Here is a 17,674-nt window from a genome sequence, read left to right as displayed (position 1 = left end):
ATACGCGACTTGATCACTGATGGATTAGTTAAAAATAAAAAAGGCTCACCTTAGCCAAGCGTTAGGTGAGCCTTTGCGTGAAACATTGTCAAGCGTTAAAGCTCTAGTAAATAAGGTTACCAAATGGATTCAATAACTTATTAAGACCTTGCGTGAAATGTAAGGCATCATTAGCAACAGTGAAACACAGACAGCCTTCTTTGGTGACTGGCTGGTGTTTATGGGAGCCATCTAAAACAATAAAATCGCCTTTGCTGTACTCGCCCATATCATCACTAAAGCTACCGTCAAGAAGTAGCGTCACCTCATACCCATTGTGAGTATGTTCAGGAACCGTACCACCAGGCTCAATATGTAATAAGCTTGAATGGACCTCTCCTTCATTTAATTCAACGCGTGCTCGGCTAAGCTTACCGATGCTGATCCAGCGGTTGATATCCATACTTTGCAATGCGCGCGGCAACTGGTATATCTTACCGTTTACCGTCGCTGTAACCGGTTTGCGAATGGCAATGGAGTCTACTCGCGAGTCTGTGGTTATCGAATCAATCATCGCGTCCATATCGAAACCCAACATGCTGGCATGGTCACTGTTGGCAAATCCGTCTGCAATTACATTGCTGTCGGTCAGTTCGAAACTGCATTCCGCGTGTTGCTCGGTGATCGACGTCACCGCACCTTGGCAATTTGGGCACATTTCGTTGTGCATAGCGATAGCAGCAGACATAGACGCTGGTAGATCACCGCATGCAAACGCTTGCAATAATTCTTTATTTGGGTGATGTTTAATCATTCCTGCTCTCCAATTTGCTGTCTTAACTTATTTAATGCCAAACGTAAGCGCGACTTGACGGTACCCAATGGCAAATCAAGATGTTCTGCAAGTTGCTCTTGCGACATCTCCATAAAATAAAAGCCCTTAATTACCTGCTTCTGGTTTTCCGGCAATGTATCTAAGTATTCAAGTAACTTTTTGTTTTGCAGATGATCATCGAACTCCATGTCCTCAGCTTGCGCGCCATCGATGATCGGCCAAATGTCATCACTGACATTGTCTTCCTTCTTGGCTTTCAACTTGCGAAGCATATCGAATGTCACATTACGCATCACGGTGTAAACCCAGGTTGTCGGCGCCCCTTTGTCGGCACTATACAGATGCGCTTTGCGCCACACATTGGTCATTGTTTCTTGGACAACTTCTGAAGCCATCGCTTCATTAGTGAATTTACTCGCAGCAATACGCTGGATTTTCGGCGCAAAAAACTTGAACAAGTGAGTAAAGGCTACTTTACTGCGGTCGTTTGCCACCGCGAGTAACCATTCAACGAGTTGCTTGTGATCTATCTCTGAAGACATCGTTTTATTTGCATACCTTTGCATTTGCTTCGATGTAGCAGATGTTAGCTCACCTGATGTCATAGTTAAAGCCATTGAAACCTCGAAATATCCTCATCGTTGAGCAAATTACGCAACAGTAAGACCAAAAGATCACTTTGTTGGTTATTTTTATCAAAAAATTTATTAACAAAGACAACGTGTTGACTAACAACTAGCCGAGTAAGCTGTCAGATTGACGCTGCTCAACAATAATCGCGGTTAGAAAATCAACAGCATCTTGTTCACTACCCGCTTTCGCAAAATGATCCTTGTCGTCAAAACTAATTGGAAATAGCTCCAACCAACGCGCACAAACCCAATTAGGGTCATTGTTAAATTCACCTTGATAAAGCTTTGCCAATTGCTCATTAGCCGTGAAAACACTTTTCAATTTACGACTAAATTCTCGGGTATTCTCGGACTGTTTAATCGGTTGCCAATGTGGCATTTCACGGAAACTTGCTAACAGTAAGTTTTCCTCCGTTCGCTCTAGCTCTGACAACCTAACCAAAGTGCGGCACTTAACATCGATAATCAATAAGTTATCCTCGCCCATTTGAAAATCGATAATATCAACCCAGCTCCCCCAATCTCCGACTTGTTGTGGCATCTCAGGGCGATGCAAGCTGATCACAAAGCCGTTGGTTTTATGCGCATTTTTCACCATATTCAAATAACGCTGTTCAAAAATACGCAGTCGCGTTATACCGCCAGGTAACAAATAAATGGGTAAGGGAAACACCGGAATCTTCATAAAACCTTTTCAAATAATCCATAGAATCTTTATGGCTAATACGTATTAGATGATGTAACTGATCACTAAAACAGAGGGGGAAATCACCAGCAATTAGCAAATATCAATTTGCAAAAAAAGCGAGCAATAAAATTTAAGCGTTGAATAAAACAGGAATTCGAGAAAGCTAAAATCAGTAAGCTATATAAAAAATAAGTGCCGACCTCTTAAAATCACAAAAAGTGCCTGGGTTTAAAGCGTGTTAGCCCAGGCACCTTTAAAGAGATACACAGTAAAGCACTTACTGCAGAGTTAGTGACTCTGACTTACTAATGTATTAGGGCGTGTTGATCTTTTGAGGTTGTTTTTGCAGCAATTTATGATGTTTTTATACAAGGCAGAGCTTACTTATGTGTGGTTACTCCACATAAGTAATTGATAACATAGTAGAAAGACGTCATAAAAGCTGTCCTTTGGATTCGTTTAAATGCATTTTTTCATTGTTACTTGCTCTGTGCGTAGAATAACTATGCGTATCACAAGTGCCGCGATAAAAATGCATTTAATTCGAACAAAATTTAATCCTGAAAGATCAACACGCTCTAGTTAATCTAGGATAACCGTGTCAATCACATGAACCACACCATTGGTAGCCTGAATATCGGTCACGGTTACCTTAGCACCATTAATCATTAGCATCCCCGTTTCGGCATCAATACTGACATTGACAGCGCCACCACCGGCGGTGTCAACCGCTTTTCCGTTAGCACCATAGGCATCAATAGATGATAGCGCAACATCACCCACTACATGTTGCAACAATACCGCAGTTAATGCATCGTTATCAGCTAATAAGGCATCTAAATCGGCAGTTGGAATTTTATCAAATGCTGCATTAGTTGGCGCAAACACCGTATATGTCGCGGTCTCGTCGGCTAATGTATCAACAAGCCCAGCCGCGGTTAATGCGCTTACTAATGTCGAAAAATCAGCATCACCTACAGCGATATCAGCAATCGTGCCCGTTGCCGCTTCAGCATCAATTGGCAAGATGACATTGTCGATGACATGAATCACACCATTGTCAGCGAGGACATCTGCACTACTCACCGTTGCACCATTGATGAACAACGTACTATCAACAATAGATAAGGCGGCATTATCACCATTTGCCATGGTCACTTGGTTATCGGCAGACTGCGCAACCGATATGGCTGCATCAGCGAGCACTTGTGACTCAAACACATGGTACAAAAGGATATTGCTTAACGCATCTGTATCGTTTAATAACGCATCTACGGTACCCTCAGGTAATTTATCAAATGCCGCATCCGTTGGAGCAAACACCGTATAAGTAGCATTTTTGTCGGCAAGTACGGTATCTAAGCCTGTCGCTTGTAGGGCAGCAACGAGCGTTGTGAAATTGCCATTATCCACTGCGACATCGACGATCGTCATAGCTGGGGCTGGTACCTGTACATCGGCAACAACAACAGCATCGATGACATGGATAATACCGTTTTTGGTGTAAATATCTGACATAATGACATTGGCACCACCAAATGTGAGGGTATCTGAATCAGCATTGATGTTTAACGGTATCATTGCCCCAGATGCCATTTCAGGTGATGTGCCGTTTAGAGAGTATGCCGTTACCGAATCAACAGCTGCGCCAGCAATAACATGCTGGAGCAAAATGCTCGATAATACATCGGGGTTTGCTAGTAGGGTATTAAGGGTCTGTTCACCAATAAGGTCGAACGCGGCATCGGTTGGCGCAAACACAGTAAACTGACTCGATTCGTCAGCTAACGTAGCATCAAGTCCTGTTGCTTGCAGTGCCGCTACCAAGGTAGTGAAAGCGCCTGAAGCAATAGCCGTGTCAACGATATTTTCGGTTGGTTCGCCCATTGCTGCGGGTGGCATAAGCACAGCATCAATTACATGGATGATACCATTGTCCGTCATAATATCTGTTGTTGTTACGGTCGCTGTATTGACGAGTAACGCATCACCACTTAGTGACAGTCCGACTGAGGCACCATTTGCTGTAGCAACTGTCGAACCTGCAGCAGCCAAAGCGTCCTCTGCAGGTACTTCGCCAGCCAAAACGTGGTAAAGAAGAATAGCTTCAAGCCGAGCTGGATCATCGAGTAACTCGTTGATGGCATCTTCACCCAGTAACTCAAACGCAGCGTCCGTCGGCGCAAATACCGTGTAGGTACTTGATGGGTCGGCAAGGACTTGATCGAGCCCAGTCGCTTCAAGTGCAGCTATTAAGGTGGTGAAATTGCCATCGCCTGTTGCTGCATCGACAATTGTCACAGGTTCAGTGGTTGGTTCAACTTTAGGGTCACTGTCGCTGTCACACGCAGAGATGACAGAGACAAGAAATAGCGGTAAAATGATCTTAATGATCCTTTTCATTTGATTTTCCTCATAGAAGTTATGTCGCAATGAGTTCTACGGCGATGCATTTGAAAGGGATCATCTCACCTAAAAACTATTCATAAACTTCAGATTTATAAGTATTTATTTCTAAACATAGCAGTAATCAAGAAAATTGCTCAACGTCTTAAAGCCACCAATTAGAGATACCTCTCTGATATTTAGCTAGTCGCGAATTTGCTCGCTTGCTAACAAAATTGAAGGTGCTTTTATATTGACCAAGGTGGCAAAAAGCATGCCGATATACCTTATACGGCCACTAAATGGTGAAAGCGCATACAGGTCAGGAATATATGCTTATTTTGAGAAAAACTAAGCCAGTTAATGTTAATAAAAATAACAGCAGTAACTCATTGCAGAAAATACAAACAAAGCTCAACCGGCGCTAGAGCGCTGGTTGAGTTTTTATTAGGTAGACGCCTGCCCCCTTGGTCAGGCGATTTATTTGAATGGTTCTGATGAGTCACTAAGACTTACCGTCAAATACCGTAACGACTTGTCGAGAAATTGCAATCAGCTCACCATAACTATCCCATACGTTTGCTTCAGTATGTGCATAGCCATCTGCCGCTTGCCGAGTCTGCACCTGATAGGCAAACCAATTGCTCGGGTTGATTCGACGATGCGGGTGAATAAATTCAATATTCCAGCTCATGGTGCTTGCTGGCGCTGGCCATTTTAGCATTTGCAACACCGCTGGAGGCCAGCTGTCTATCAAGGTTATGATATGAGCATCGGTGATGGACTGTGGAGCTTCGCTAAAACGCATCCAACCTCTTAAATCTGAGCGTTTACTGTTGGTAAATGGTAGGCGACTATCAACGAGGGCCAAATCAATATGTCGCAAGAACTTTGGGACAACTCCTGGAATAGGTGGTAAAAAACTTGGCTTTTTCGGAGGGGCCATTATTTGGCGATCAGTATTGGTGACAGTGATAGAGGATACTCTCTCTACCCCAAAGCTCGCCATGGCTAATAAGCATACTTGCTCATTTTGCATAATCCGCGCCTGATACTGTGATACGTTTTTACCGTGACGCAGCTGCTCAACGTAAATTTTTAACGATTCACCCACTTGAATTGGTGCGATAAAATTAATGGACAGCGAACGCAACAAGCGACCATCTGTGACTTGGCAAGCAATGGCTTGATAAGCAATCGCGCTCGTTAATCCGCCAAAAACAGTACGCCCTTGCGCCCAGCTTTTATCGATAACAATATCAGCGCGCAACGTATCGGTAGCAGCGTTATGTCCCTGCGTTTTATCAACGCTTAGCTGGCTAATAACTTGCTTTAAAAGAACATCTATATGCATACAGTCCCCAAATAGAATAACCCATTTGCTATGACGGTTGTGCGACTCAACACTAACAGGTCATACCAGAAAGCGTTCCAGTTTAGGTGTGCTGTTTAATAAAATCAATAGATTGTTTGTTGAATTCATGAGGCTTTTCAACGTTACATACGTGGCCACAGTCATCGATTTCAACTAATTTACTTTGCAACTGGCTATTGACCATTTCCCTTACAGGGCGCAAAAACATATAGTCATTTTTACCCATTAAGTACAATGTTGGTTTGTTACTTTGGTGCTTTTTGTAAAAGGCCATCAGAGGGTTAACATCAGATGCCAGCTTGAACCAGCGTTTAAACTCTTGCTGACACAGCTTTTTCGCATCGCGAATAAACATATGCCGCGATTCTCGTTGTCCTTTTTGCGGCATCAAAATAAACGCAAATAACCGATATAACCACATGTAGGGGATGATATGCTTACTTAAGTCGCCCACTTTGACTAGGAAGTTTGAGCGAAAATCAAAGCGTGTTACCGCGCCACCAAGTACCATGGTTTTGACTCTTGAGGGGGCAAGCTCTGCTAACTTATGAATCAGTATGGTACCCAGTGAAATACCAACGAAGTGAGCAACGTTGATCTTTAAATGATCCAGTACTTTAATGATGTCGTGAGTAACATCGTTAAAGGTATATCCTTGTCGCCACAGCTGCTTGAGCGGAATCGGTTTGGATCTTCCATGCCCGCGTAAGTCAATAAACAGCAAATTAAAATGCTTTTTGTACTCTTTTAACTGTTTAAACCAGATAGATGAGCTACCACCAGCACCATGCACAAATACAACCCACTCTGAACTGTGTGGATGTAGTACGGTTTTATGAAAAAGTAATGGGGCAGAAGACATATAATACTAACAATTTACTCATAACAAGAGGAACAACGCACGACTCAGTTCTCCTCAAAGTCCAAAGCCTACGCATATAAAACGATTTTCTCATGAGTCAATACGCTTGTAAACGTTTCGCGGATCGTCATGTAAAGCAATTATGGCTTCACATTCGTCGCTGAGCATTGACATGTGTGTAAATTATAATGAATTTGAATTCTTGGCTTCACAATCAGGGACTAAGTTAAGACCTTTACTTTAATCACAGATGTTAACCTCTCATCCAGTATTTCGATAGTTGTCCCCCTTTGTCATGAATCTAGGTGTTTTTGTTTCAACCAATGTTAAGCAAATTCGCAATCCCATGACTATACTCAAGAGCGTGTTCAATTAATCACTCAACAATTGACAACTGACGATTAAACAGCGGCTTATTGCCGCTGTTTTGCTATCGAACGTAGAGAAAATACGACTCATTATCAATCGTAATTGGTGCTTCACTAGCGTTTATTAGCAGACAATCACCGTAACAGCAAAAGAGAGAATAGGTTATGAAAGGCAGTGACAAAGTTATTGATAGTTTAAACGCACTGTTAGCCAATGAGCTGGCAGCCATAGACCAGTATTTTATTCATTCTCGCCTGTATGAAGACTGGGGACTTGATGCCCTGTATCAGCGCTTAGATCACGAACGGGAAGAAGAGACTCAACATTCAGACTGGTTGATCAAGCGGATATTATTTCTTGAAGGCACACCCAATTTAACTAAACGTCGTGAGCTTATTGTTGGCTCCAATGTGACAGAAATGATGCAAAACGACTTAACTCTTGAATTGGAAGTTGTACAAGCCGTTCGCGATGTGATTAAAACCTGTGAACAAGAGCAAGATTATCAAACGAGAGAGATCCTTGAAAAGCTCCTCTATGACACGGAAGAAGATCATGTTTATTGGTTAGAGCAACAGTTAGGACTAATCGAAAAAATTGGACTTGAAAACTATATCCAAATGCAGATGCGTGCCGACGCCCCCGCACAAGCTTAGGAGTAAAAAATGAAAGCAGATAAAGAAATTATTTTGCACCTAAACAATGCACTTGCGAATGAGTTAATCGCTATTAATCAGTATTTTTTGCATGCCCGCATGTTTAAAAATTGGGGATTAAGCGGCTTAAACGAGGCGGATTATAAACGCTCTATTAAAGTGATGATTAATGCCGATCACATAATCGAACGAGTATTGTTTCTAGAAGGATTGCCAAATCTACAGCATTTAGGTCGCTTACGCATCGGCCAACATACTGAAGAGATAATGCACGCTAATTTAGCGTTAGAGTTGCAGGCTCGTGATACGTTAATTAATGCTATAGCCCACATGGAAAAAGCACAGGATTATATCAGTAGAGATTTGTTAGAAAATCTGCTTGAATCATGTGAAGAGCAAATAGATTGGCTTGAAGCACAAAAGTATTTGATTGAAAAATCAGGTATCAAAAACTATTTACAAACTCAAATGGGAGATGACTAAGACCAAATAGCTCGCTAGGCGACTTGTCTCGCTAACTCATAGTCGTATGTAATCGACTGTTCAAGTACTTGCTTAGCAAACTGTGTGCATTTACCGCATTGATTAGCTACGTTAAGTTGGCTACGTAACTGCTGCATACTGTTCGCACCGTTCGCTACGGCTTGTTGAATATCATTTTCTGTAATGGCGTAGCAAATACACACAAACATACCGTTACCTACCTTTATATTGAATAATGCAGTCATTAGTAATTTATTCAATTACCAATTAATACGCCAATAATAGTGCAAATGATAATCATTATCAATACCATTTGTGTTGCCGATTTGTAGCAAAGCGTGTAAGAGGTCAATAATTAAGTAGTGAAAAACCTATCAACAAAACTATCAACAAGGCGCATCGCCCTACTCATATCTGTTAATAAAAGACATTAATAAAACAGAAAACCGGTTTGTATCGATGAATTGAACACGTTAGCTGATTTGAAATCCGCTTCGAAAATTAAAAATAATCCGTTGAATTTATTCTATTTCTGAATCTTATCGCTATTTATGTTAGCAATATCGTAAAAACGTTTACTTTGCCCGGTGTTTGCGCTATTAAATCTACGCACACATTACAATGACAAAATTTTAACATCAAGGTAAAGCGATGATATCAAAAAAAGCATTAACCGCATTAACTTTAACGGCAGCGGTTGCTAGTAGCAGCGTAGTTGCTGATGAAGGCATGTGGCAACCACATCAACTGCAAGAGATTAGTGATAAACTAAAAAAAGCCGGTTTAGAACTTGAACCGAGCCAAATGGCCAACTTAAGTCAATTTCCCATGAATGCGATTATCAGCTTAGGCGGCTGTACAGCATCCTTCTTATCAGAGCAAGGATTAGTTGTCACCAACCACCACTGCGCATACGGTTCTATTCAATACAATTCATCTGAAGATAACAACCTATTAAAGCAAGGCTTCGTTGCTAAAACAAAAGCCGATGAATTACCTGCAGCACCGGGTTCTCGTGTTTATGTCACGGAATCACTGACTAATGTTACCGACAAAGTTACCGGTTCAATAGACAGCAGTGTAACCGGCAAAGCATACTACGATGCAATCGAGAAAAATGAAAAAGCATTAGTCGCTGAATGTGAGACATCACAAGATTATCGTTGTGATGTTTATAGTTTCCATGGTGGTGCCGAGTACTTTCTCATAAAACAATTGGCTCTGCGTGATGTACGACTGGTTTACGCACCACCGTCAAGTATTGGTAAATTTGGTGGTGACACCGACAACTGGATGTGGCCTCGTCATACCGGCGATTGGGCATTTTATCGTGCCTATGTCAACAAAGATGGTCAACCTGCTGATTATTCAGAAGATAACGTCCCATTTGAGCCTGAAGCGTTTTTAAAAGTAAATGCGAACGGTGTTGAAGAAAACGACTATGTCATGGTACTTGGCTACCCTGGTCGCACAAACCGCTACAGAGTTGCTAGCGAAGTTGAAAACCAATTTACATGGGTTTACCCAACAGCCAAGCGCTATCGTGAAGAATTTATTGATATCATCAAAGAGGCAGCACCTACCGGTAGCGACGCGCGTATCAAGTATGAGAGCACATTAGCAGGGTTGGCTAACTACGCTAAAAATTATGGTTCTATGGTGGAGAGCTTCAACAAGGGCGACATGCTAGAGCGTAAGCAACAAGAACTGAAAGAGCTTCAAGCTTGGATTAACGCTTCAGCTGAACGTAAACAAAAATACAGTAAAGCGGTTGATGAGCTTAATGTTTTAGTGGCACAAAGCCAAGAAAACCAGGAGCGAGAGCTTATTTTAAGCTACATAGGTCGTACAACGATGATGAGTGTAGCCAAACGTTTATATCGCCTTGCCAATGAAAAAGCTAAACCCGATGCTGAGCGTAAACAAGGTTATCAAGATCGTGATATGAACCGTTTCACGCAAGCGATGAAACGCGTTAATCGTCGTTATGATGCTAATGTGGAAAAAGCAGTATTGACTCACTTTATTGCTGAATATGCAAACTTCCCAGCGTCACAACGTAACGCGACATTCGATACCTTTTTTGGCATCGATAAAGGCTTTGATGCTAGCAAACTAGCCAAGCAGCTTGATGACATGCACGCAAACACCCAACTTGATCAAGAAGCGGTACGTTTAGCATGGATGGATAAATCTGTTGAAGAATTTAAAAACAGCAATGACCCATACATTCAATTTGCCGTATCGCAATATGAAAATGACCGTAAACTTGAACAACAAGCTGAAGAGCTTGCCGGTAAGCTAGCTCAGGCTCGTCCTGCGTTTATGCAAGCTATGATTGCCTTTAAGAAAAGTAAAGGTGAGCCAGTATACGCCGATGCCAACAGCTCGTTACGCATTACCTATGGTAATGTTAAAGGCTACTCACCACAAGATGGGTTAGTGGCAACACCATTTACTACGCTTGAAGGCATGCTTGCAAAATACATCGCTGGTGATAGCGAATTTGATTTATTCGAAAATATCCGCAGTGCAATCGCAAGCAAAGATTACGGCAACTATGCGCGCCCAAGCTTAGGCTCTGTGCCAGTGAATTACTTATCGACGCTAGATATTACCGGCGGTAATTCAGGTTCGCCAACATTAAATGGCAAGGGTGAATTTGTTGGTTTGGTATTTGATGGGGTTTACGAGTCCATTATTGGTGACTGGGATTACGATCCTAAATTGAACCGCGCAATTCACACTAGTGTGCCATTTATGCTTTGGACCATGGAGCATATTGACGGTGCACAAAACATTGTTGATGAAATGACGATTGTAAAATAGCTCTCATAGCTACTATACATAGCAAAAGAGCCGCTTATAGCGGCTCTTTTTCATGGCTTATATAAATCAGATAGAGACTTATTTAGCTGATTTTTCTTGACGTTGGCGGTCAAGTTGCGCTTTTTTATCAGCTCGACGCTTAGCGATAACGTCACTCACATTACCACCAATGTGATCTTCACCACGTTGTTTCGCAAGATTAATTTGCTTTTCACGTTCAGCATAACGTGCACGTTGCTCGTCTGTTACTTTATCGATACAACGATGACAACTTACGCCTTTTTGATACTCGGGACGTAACTTATCTTCTTCAGTTATCGGTAAACGACAAGCGTGGCATTGATCATAGTGACCTTTTTCAAGTTGATGGTTTACGGTAACGCGATCATCAAAGACAAAGCAATCACCTTCCCACATAGTCTCTGCTTCAGGGACATCTTCTAGGTATTGTAATATGCCGCCTTCTAAGTGGTAAACTTCATCAAAGCCTTGCTCTTTCATGTAAGCTGTAGACTTTTCACAGCGAATACCGCCGGTACAAAACATTGCTACTTTTTTATGCTTGCTAGGATCCATGTTTTTAGCAACATAATCAGGAAATTCACGGAATGTGGTGGTATTTGGGTTGACCGCATTTTTAAAGGTACCAATTTCAACTTCGTAATCGTTACGAGTATCAACCAAAAACACCTCTGGATCGGAAATAAGCGCATTCCAATCTTTTGGCTTAACGTAGGTACCAACAACTTGGCGTGGGTCGATACCTTCTACGCCCATAGTCACGATCTCTTTTTTCAACTTCACTTTACAGCGCTTAAATGGTGCTTGTTCAGCGTAAGATTCTTTATACGAGATATTGGCAAGACGTTCATCAGCGTGTAAAAATGCCAAGACATTGTCAATTCCTTGACGAGTTCCGGCGATGGTACCGTTGATGCCTTCAAGCGCTAACAATAACGTACCTTTAACGTCATTGTTTTGCATGGTTTGATAGAGAGACTCTCTTAATTGTTCAAAATTTTCCAAACGGACAAATTTATAAAGTGCACATACAACATATTGTGACATGGTTTTTCCTCATGCTGTCCAGAACGTAAATCTGGCGCTAGGTTAGTAATTCGGCGCTATTATATAGCAATTCACTGCCTAAATGTTATCAATTAGCAACATTCACTCCAGACGAAATAAAATAGCTGAATCGAAAATTTATCTTCGAATAGTAAAAAGGCCAGCAACGCTGACCTTAAATTAACAAGCTCTTAAATTAGAGATTAGTCGAAGTTAATATTGGCCGTTTGCTGTGAAACTACCTCAACAACCGCGACATCAGGTGTGATATCAGCAGCAGATGGGATGGTTAAGCCGTCAAATTGAACGTTATCATCAACTTGTGTACCACACATTAATGCCAACTGATAACTACCCGCTTGAACAAAACCAATGCTGTACATACCTGTTTCATCAACAACAGCGGTAGCCAGTGGCGCTGATGCGGTTATATCGCCGTCCGGTTGAGCAAAGTTGCTGTCGGCTGAGTCAAACATATCACCGTATTCGGTAACCTCTTTGCCGTATAAGTAAACGCTGCATTGCCCTAAATTGGTGTAATTAGAGTCTACATTACCTTCGATATGGCCTGCTAAGCTGACAACTCGCACACCATGTGGTTTGATAATATAACCATTATTGTTGTTAGCATTACCACGCTGAACAAGCGATTGGCGTAAATCAAATTCGATGGTATACGCCGGCTCGTCATTGATTTGTACCGCTTCATTACTTACAGGAAATTCACCTAAACGCAAACGGCTACTTGGTACTTTAATCGGATGCTCCGTGGCATCGTCGTGAAACAGCACATAAGAGCCCGAATCAACTACGGTTAACTCCATGTCATAAGTGCCATTGTCTAACTCTATGTTTTGTGCCTCATCAACAATTTTTATTTGTGATGAGCCTTGGAAGTCCAATAAATTAACTTGCACGGTCTCAACCGTATCACCATTTTCATCAGTAAATACATCAACAAGTATTTCATCACTGCTACCGTCGGTGTTGCTTTTAGTTAAACGGATTGCATCAAGCTCAATAACCACAGCCTCAGCGTTATCCACTGGTGCATCACTGATACCTAAAGAAAACTTAGCTTTGTCGTCATCAGAGCCACCACAACCAACAACGGCCAAAACTGATAAGGCTATTAACGATTTTTGCAAGATACGTTTCATACATTTCCCCTAAACGGTCACATGCTCATGAGGCTGTGATTGATAAAATTATTATTTTTATAAGCGCTGAAAAAGCACTTAACTTGAAAAGGTTATTAAACCACAAAGGGCGACTAAATATCTATTACTTAACATTAATGGCTACTAGTTTGCCGTAAAAAAGCGCGTAGCAGTGAACGATTCTTAAAGACAATGCGTAAGAGGTTATCTATAAGACATTTTAATAAGGAAAAGAATGTTTAAATTACTCCTAACCCTGTTCATGCTAAGTTTAATAACTGCTTGCAGCAGCCCAATCCAAAATCGTTCACCTATCAATGAGCCCTTTCCGCTTATTTCAGGCACAAATTTAAACGATGAAAACGTAGAACTTCCCAACGATTTAGCTGGCGATCTAAAGCTGCTGTTAGTGGGTTATAAAGAGCGAAGTCAATTTGACATTGACCGCTGGTTAATAGCCCTTGATATGACACAAACCAACGTTACTGCTTACGAAATTCCAACAATTTTCGGAATGTTACCGCAAATGTTTGAGCCATTTATTAACGATGGTATGCGTAAAGGGATACCTAAATCACTGTGGGGTGGCGTCATCACTGTCTTTGATGATGCAAACAAAATCACGCAGTTAACGGGAACCGAGAACCCAACGAATGCCAGGGTCATACTGCTTGATGAAAAAGGTATGATTATTTACTTTTACGACCAAGGCTTTGCTGTTGATGCCCTCAATGATTTAAGAGATACGATTAATTCTTTGAGTTCCCACCCTAAAAGCATCACTTAGCCCACAACTTTGCAGTTACCCCTTGACTAAGACGTGGTCAACTAAGTCAGAGCTAACTTATGGTCGTTATGGTGCAGCGACTGCCGTTGTTGACAACAAGATGTACGTTTTTGCTGGTAACTACAGTGCTGACACAGCCGAAGTTTATGACCCAACTACTGATACTTGGCAAGAAATCACCGGCAACTCGAAACTAAGCGATCGATTTGATACAGCCGTGGTAAATGGAAGGTTTATCGATGTTGTCATATCACAAATCACTGAGAATTCTTTAGTGCTTAGATATAATACTTTGAATGATTCTTGGCAAGTATTCACCATAAACACAGAATCAACCGCCTATAAAGATACCGTTATATACAAAGGTAGAACATACCTTATCGGGGGGACTAACGACACCGAGAATACACAAAATGTCGTGTCGTATTATATCGGTGACAATTAATGCTATAAATGAGTTTGCTCAAGACCTAACAGCTCTTTCGCATAGTCACTCCATTATCACATAACCGTAATAAGTGATTAGCACCATGAGCTTATCAATGTTATAAATTAGTCATCATTATTGGCAATCGCATCAACGACGCCGATTATGGTACCGCCAACAATGATGCCACCAATTAAGTCATCTCGATGTTGCCATTTGTCATAGCGATTTTTACGAATCGCACGACGAATTTCACGACGTGCCTCTCGTTTTTCTCTAGCCACCTCTCTATGACCTTCACGTATTTCTCGAGCAGCACAGCGACGAGTTTTACAACGCAGAACTTCTCTTGCTGCTTCGCGCTTTTCTCGATTCACTTCAATGTAACCCTCTCGAATTTCCTTGCGTACTTCATATCGCCCAGCTTCAGCTACAGTTGGCATTAACAACGTACTGAACAATAATGCAATTGATATATAGCTAAAGTGCTTCATTGCATATCTCCTGCCCCTTGTTTAAATGCGTCAACTTGTTTCTCATAGCTATCAAGCACTTCTTTACATTCACTTTGTTCAAGTTGGATGTTGGTTCCATAGCCAAATGCCGCTGCAAATAAAAACGCCCTATCGGCACCTAATGTTCTATTTATATCACCATTAATATCCAACACTTCTTTTTCTAATTCGACTTTTTGTGCTTTCGCTACACAACCAAGCGCCAAACCAGAAATATAACCAAAGTTCTTTAGCCCTTGATCAACATTGGTTTCTAAGCCGATGCGATTTAATACCGCTAATTCAGCTTTGGTTTTATTTGTTGGCTCATCAGCTAACACGGCTGAGCAGATCAATAACGAGAGAGAACCGAGTAATAACAATGAGATTTTATGCATTTTTTTCTCCATGCTTTTTTCAAAGCAAAGGTGAATAAATTCGTGTATTAAATCTAGATGAGCAAATAAAATTAAGCAAACGTCACGGGTACTAACCAACTTTCCTTTTGAGATAATGCGACGTTTTCACGATTTTCACCAACACATGACCAATAAGCATTACGACCACAGGTTAAAAACAAGCCACTTGTTAACCTTTTGTGCGGACGCTGTATTTTCATTTGTTTCAAGTCCGTATAATCCGCCCGTTTTAGCAAAAAAAACAACGCTTACCCAATACTTTGTCTTGCTGTTTCCGCTGTAATTAAGGCTACGTTGTTCACTGAGCATAAGGCAGACAAAACAAAAACCTAATCAAAAATAGTGTAAAAGGAAATGCAATGCTCCGAGCTATTAACGCTGTATTATTAACTACAATCTCAATGGCCTCTTTGGCATCTACTAATGCAGAGACAAAATCAGACGATATTGAAAATATCACCGTAGAAGGCAAAGCAACAGCAAATACGGTTCCTGTTGGCACATTTGCCGCGCCAATATCCAATCTAGAATATGATCCACGTGTTGATTTGCAATCGCGCAACATGGCTGAGGCTCAGGCTGACATCAGTATTCGAGGTGGAATATTTGAAAATACAGGCTTCAGAGTCGGCAGCACAACCTTATATGACCCACAAACGGGACACTATTTTGCCGAAATTCCTATTGCTCCTGAAATGTTAACACCAGCAGCTATTTTAACCGGTGCAAATAATGCCTTATATGGCGTAAATAGCTCAGTAGGCTCGGTATCATACCAATGGAAACCTATCCAAACGGGTGGCGGCTTATCTGTTGGCGCGGGCAATAATGGCTTTAATATCCAGCGCATTTATAACGCTTATAGATGGCCGAGTGATTCAAACAATGACAACTGGGGAATCGAAGGCGAATACTCTCGTTCAGAAAGTGATGGAACAATCGAAAACGGTGATCATCAATTTGAGCGTGCATCTGGTCGTATTCAACACATTAGCGCCGATTCGCAAACAGACCTGTTTTTCGGTTATCAAGAAAAGTTCTTTGCTTGGCCGAACATGTACACCCCGTTTAATGTCAACGAAACCGAAGACTTACGAACTCGATTGCTGATGTTAAATCATACACAAACGTACGCGAAAGACAGCAGTTTCGAACTATCGGCTTATTATCGAAAGCACAATGATCACTACATTTTTTCAAGGGAAAACCCTGAAGCTTTTCAAGCCTTTCATCAAACAGAAGTAAAATCATTGGCATGGTCAGGCAGCCATCAGGTAAATAGCGAGGTTGCGATTAACTATGCGGGTCAATTGATGGCTGACTCGATTGAATCAACGTCACTTGAGAATAATTTTACCTCTCGAGATTACTACAAGTTGAGCATTGTTCCACAATACAGTAAACAACTTGCAGATAATCAAAGTCTAACATTTCGCTTAGGCGGTGCTTTTGACGACAGTAACCGAGATGACTCAGACGTTTCCGTGATCAGTGATATGTCTTTGTTCACCGTCCATGCTGATAACTCAACCAGCAAGCTCTACCTCTCATACGCAGAAGCGACTCAAGTCGCTGGCTATTCAGCGATTGGTGGCAGTGAAACAGGGGGATTATTTAGAAGTAACCACGATCTACAACGAGAAAGCAGTCAAAATTTAGAGCTTGGCCTGTCTTTAGATAAACTCGATTGGCGCTTAGATTCGGCTATTTTTTATCGTTGGGATAATGAACTGACCGATTGGACATACAGCTTTGATTCAACTTCAGCGCGAACAGCTAATCAAGTCGATATTGAAACCTTAGGGTTTGAGTTGATCGCCATTAAATCGTTAGATAGCGCGACGCTTGTTGCAAGTTACACATTCTTAGACAAGTCTGAAAATTATCTTGCAGAGAACATTGATGCCAGCTTTTACGCGTTAAATTATCCGCCACACCGTATTACCTTAGGTGCTGTTTGGTCGCCAATCGAAACGTTAGAAATTCGAATTGATAACGAGTGGCGTAAACAAGAAGGCAATGTGTTACGAAATGGCGATGATAGCGCGCTATTTACCCATTTAACGCTAACCTACTCACCTGCTCACTTTAATACACTAGATATTGTATTAGCAGCAGATAACTTATGGGATGAATCATTTGAAGAAATCCCTGGTACCCCAGGACGAGGTGAGCAATTTTCATTCACGGTTAATTACAGCTGGTAATGATATAAGCTGATCCTAT

At 41.5% G+C, this 17,674-nt stretch carries 18 protein-coding genes; 6 read left to right on the top strand and 12 right to left on the bottom strand.

Going from position 1 to position 17,674, the window contains the following annotated elements; translation table 11 throughout:
• Window positions 1-103: 103 nt before the first annotated feature.
• From ACAX20_RS03440 to ACAX20_RS03415, 6 genes are all read right to left on the bottom strand, one after another.
• Entirely contained in the window at window positions 104-793 is a 690-nt protein-coding gene (locus tag ACAX20_RS03440; RefSeq protein ID WP_371188624.1) for a ChrR family anti-sigma-E factor, read from the bottom strand.
• On the bottom strand, window positions 790-1,419 hold the full coding sequence (locus ACAX20_RS03435) for a sigma-70 family RNA polymerase sigma factor (RefSeq protein ID WP_371189567.1): 630 nt from the start codon (window positions 1,417-1,419) through the stop codon (window positions 790-792). Before ACAX20_RS03435 ends, ACAX20_RS03440 begins: the two co-directional genes overlap by 4 nt.
• 130 nt (window positions 1,420-1,549) lie before the next feature.
• Entirely contained in the window at window positions 1,550-2,131 is a 582-nt protein-coding gene (locus ACAX20_RS03430) for an LON peptidase substrate-binding domain-containing protein (RefSeq protein WP_371188622.1), read from the bottom strand.
• 585 nt (window positions 2,132-2,716) lie between these two features.
• Window positions 2,717-4,537 carry a fasciclin domain-containing protein gene (locus ACAX20_RS03425; RefSeq protein ID WP_371188620.1) on the bottom strand — a complete coding sequence of 607 codons (1,821 nt, stop codon included), beginning with the start codon at window positions 4,535-4,537 and terminating at the stop codon, window positions 2,717-2,719.
• Between the two features lie 487 nt (window positions 4,538-5,024).
• Window positions 5,025-5,873, bottom strand: a complete 849-nt coding sequence (locus ACAX20_RS03420; protein ID WP_371188618.1) for an acyl-CoA thioesterase — start codon at window positions 5,871-5,873, stop codon at window positions 5,025-5,027.
• Between the two features lie 82 nt (window positions 5,874-5,955).
• Window positions 5,956-6,756 carry an alpha/beta fold hydrolase gene (locus tag ACAX20_RS03415; protein ID WP_371188616.1) on the bottom strand — a complete coding sequence of 267 codons (801 nt, stop codon included), beginning with the start codon at window positions 6,754-6,756 and terminating at the stop codon, window positions 5,956-5,958.
• 533 nt (window positions 6,757-7,289) lie between these two features.
• On the opposite strand from ACAX20_RS03415, the gene bfr (ACAX20_RS03410) reads away from it, so the two are divergent.
• The gene (gene bfr, locus ACAX20_RS03410; protein ID WP_371188614.1) at window positions 7,290-7,781 is read left to right on the top strand and encodes a bacterioferritin; all 492 of its coding nucleotides are present in this window, start codon (window positions 7,290-7,292) and stop codon (window positions 7,779-7,781) included.
• 9 nt (window positions 7,782-7,790) lie between these two features.
• Complete coding sequence (bfr, locus tag ACAX20_RS03405; RefSeq protein ID WP_371188612.1) at window positions 7,791-8,264, top strand: bacterioferritin; 474 nt, start codon at window positions 7,791-7,793, stop codon at window positions 8,262-8,264.
• A gap of 14 nt (window positions 8,265-8,278) precedes the next feature.
• Here the strand turns inward: bfr (ACAX20_RS03405) and ACAX20_RS03400 are convergent, their stop codons facing one another.
• On the bottom strand, window positions 8,279-8,509 hold the full coding sequence (locus tag ACAX20_RS03400) for a bacterioferritin-associated ferredoxin (RefSeq protein WP_371188610.1): 231 nt from the start codon (window positions 8,507-8,509) through the stop codon (window positions 8,279-8,281).
• A 406-nt stretch (window positions 8,510-8,915) separates the two neighbouring features.
• Between ACAX20_RS03400 and ACAX20_RS03395 the strand changes: the two genes are divergently transcribed.
• On the top strand, window positions 8,916-11,093 hold the full coding sequence (locus ACAX20_RS03395) for a S46 family peptidase (RefSeq protein ID WP_371188608.1): 2,178 nt from the start codon (window positions 8,916-8,918) through the stop codon (window positions 11,091-11,093).
• A 78-nt stretch (window positions 11,094-11,171) separates the two neighbouring features.
• On the opposite strand, the gene ACAX20_RS03390 is transcribed toward ACAX20_RS03395, so the two are convergent.
• Together ACAX20_RS03390 and ACAX20_RS03385 are read right to left on the bottom strand one after the other, a co-directional pair.
• Complete coding sequence (locus ACAX20_RS03390) at window positions 11,172-12,161, bottom strand: rhodanese-related sulfurtransferase (protein ID WP_371188606.1); 990 nt, start codon at window positions 12,159-12,161, stop codon at window positions 11,172-11,174.
• Between the two features lie 203 nt (window positions 12,162-12,364).
• The gene (locus ACAX20_RS03385) at window positions 12,365-13,321 is read right to left on the bottom strand and encodes a DUF4382 domain-containing protein (RefSeq protein ID WP_371188604.1); all 957 of its coding nucleotides are present in this window, start codon (window positions 13,319-13,321) and stop codon (window positions 12,365-12,367) included.
• Between the two features lie 235 nt (window positions 13,322-13,556).
• On the opposite strand from ACAX20_RS03385, the gene ACAX20_RS03380 reads away from it, so the two are divergent.
• On the top strand, window positions 13,557-14,108 hold the full coding sequence (locus ACAX20_RS03380) for a hypothetical protein (protein WP_371188603.1): 552 nt from the start codon (window positions 13,557-13,559) through the stop codon (window positions 14,106-14,108).
• A 22-nt stretch (window positions 14,109-14,130) separates the two neighbouring features.
• Window positions 14,131-14,553 (top strand): hypothetical protein, encoded by a 423-nt coding sequence (locus tag ACAX20_RS03375; RefSeq protein ID WP_371188601.1) that lies wholly within the window; start codon window positions 14,131-14,133, stop codon window positions 14,551-14,553.
• Window positions 14,554-14,660: 107 nt separating this feature from the next.
• Here the strand turns inward: ACAX20_RS03375 and ACAX20_RS03370 are convergent, their stop codons facing one another.
• The 3 genes from ACAX20_RS03370 to ACAX20_RS03360 all read right to left on the bottom strand — a co-directional run bounded on the left by ACAX20_RS03370 (window position 14,661) and on the right by ACAX20_RS03360 (window position 15,648).
• On the bottom strand, window positions 14,661-15,029 hold the full coding sequence (locus tag ACAX20_RS03370) for a hypothetical protein (RefSeq protein ID WP_371188599.1): 369 nt from the start codon (window positions 15,027-15,029) through the stop codon (window positions 14,661-14,663).
• Window positions 15,026-15,427 carry a hypothetical protein gene (locus ACAX20_RS03365; RefSeq protein ID WP_371188597.1) on the bottom strand — a complete coding sequence of 134 codons (402 nt, stop codon included), beginning with the start codon at window positions 15,425-15,427 and terminating at the stop codon, window positions 15,026-15,028. The genes ACAX20_RS03370 and ACAX20_RS03365 overlap by 4 nt, the downstream gene beginning before the upstream one ends.
• A gap of 71 nt (window positions 15,428-15,498) precedes the next feature.
• Window positions 15,499-15,648: a hypothetical protein gene (locus tag ACAX20_RS03360; protein WP_371188596.1), complete on the bottom strand. Its 150-nt coding sequence runs from the start codon at window positions 15,646-15,648 to the stop codon at window positions 15,499-15,501.
• Window positions 15,649-15,807: 159 nt separating this feature from the next.
• Between ACAX20_RS03360 and ACAX20_RS03355 the strand changes: the two genes are divergently transcribed.
• Window positions 15,808-17,655, top strand: coding sequence for a TonB-dependent receptor plug domain-containing protein (locus ACAX20_RS03355; protein ID WP_371188595.1), 1,848 nt, complete (start codon window positions 15,808-15,810; stop codon window positions 17,653-17,655).
• Window positions 17,656-17,674: the final 19 nt, after the last annotated feature.

This window comes from Thalassotalea sp. Sam97 (genome assembly GCF_041379765.1).
Taxonomy (GTDB): Bacteria; Pseudomonadota; Gammaproteobacteria; order Enterobacterales; family Alteromonadaceae; genus Thalassotalea_A; species Thalassotalea_A maritima.
This window is presented reverse-complemented; position numbering and strand designations above follow the sequence as displayed.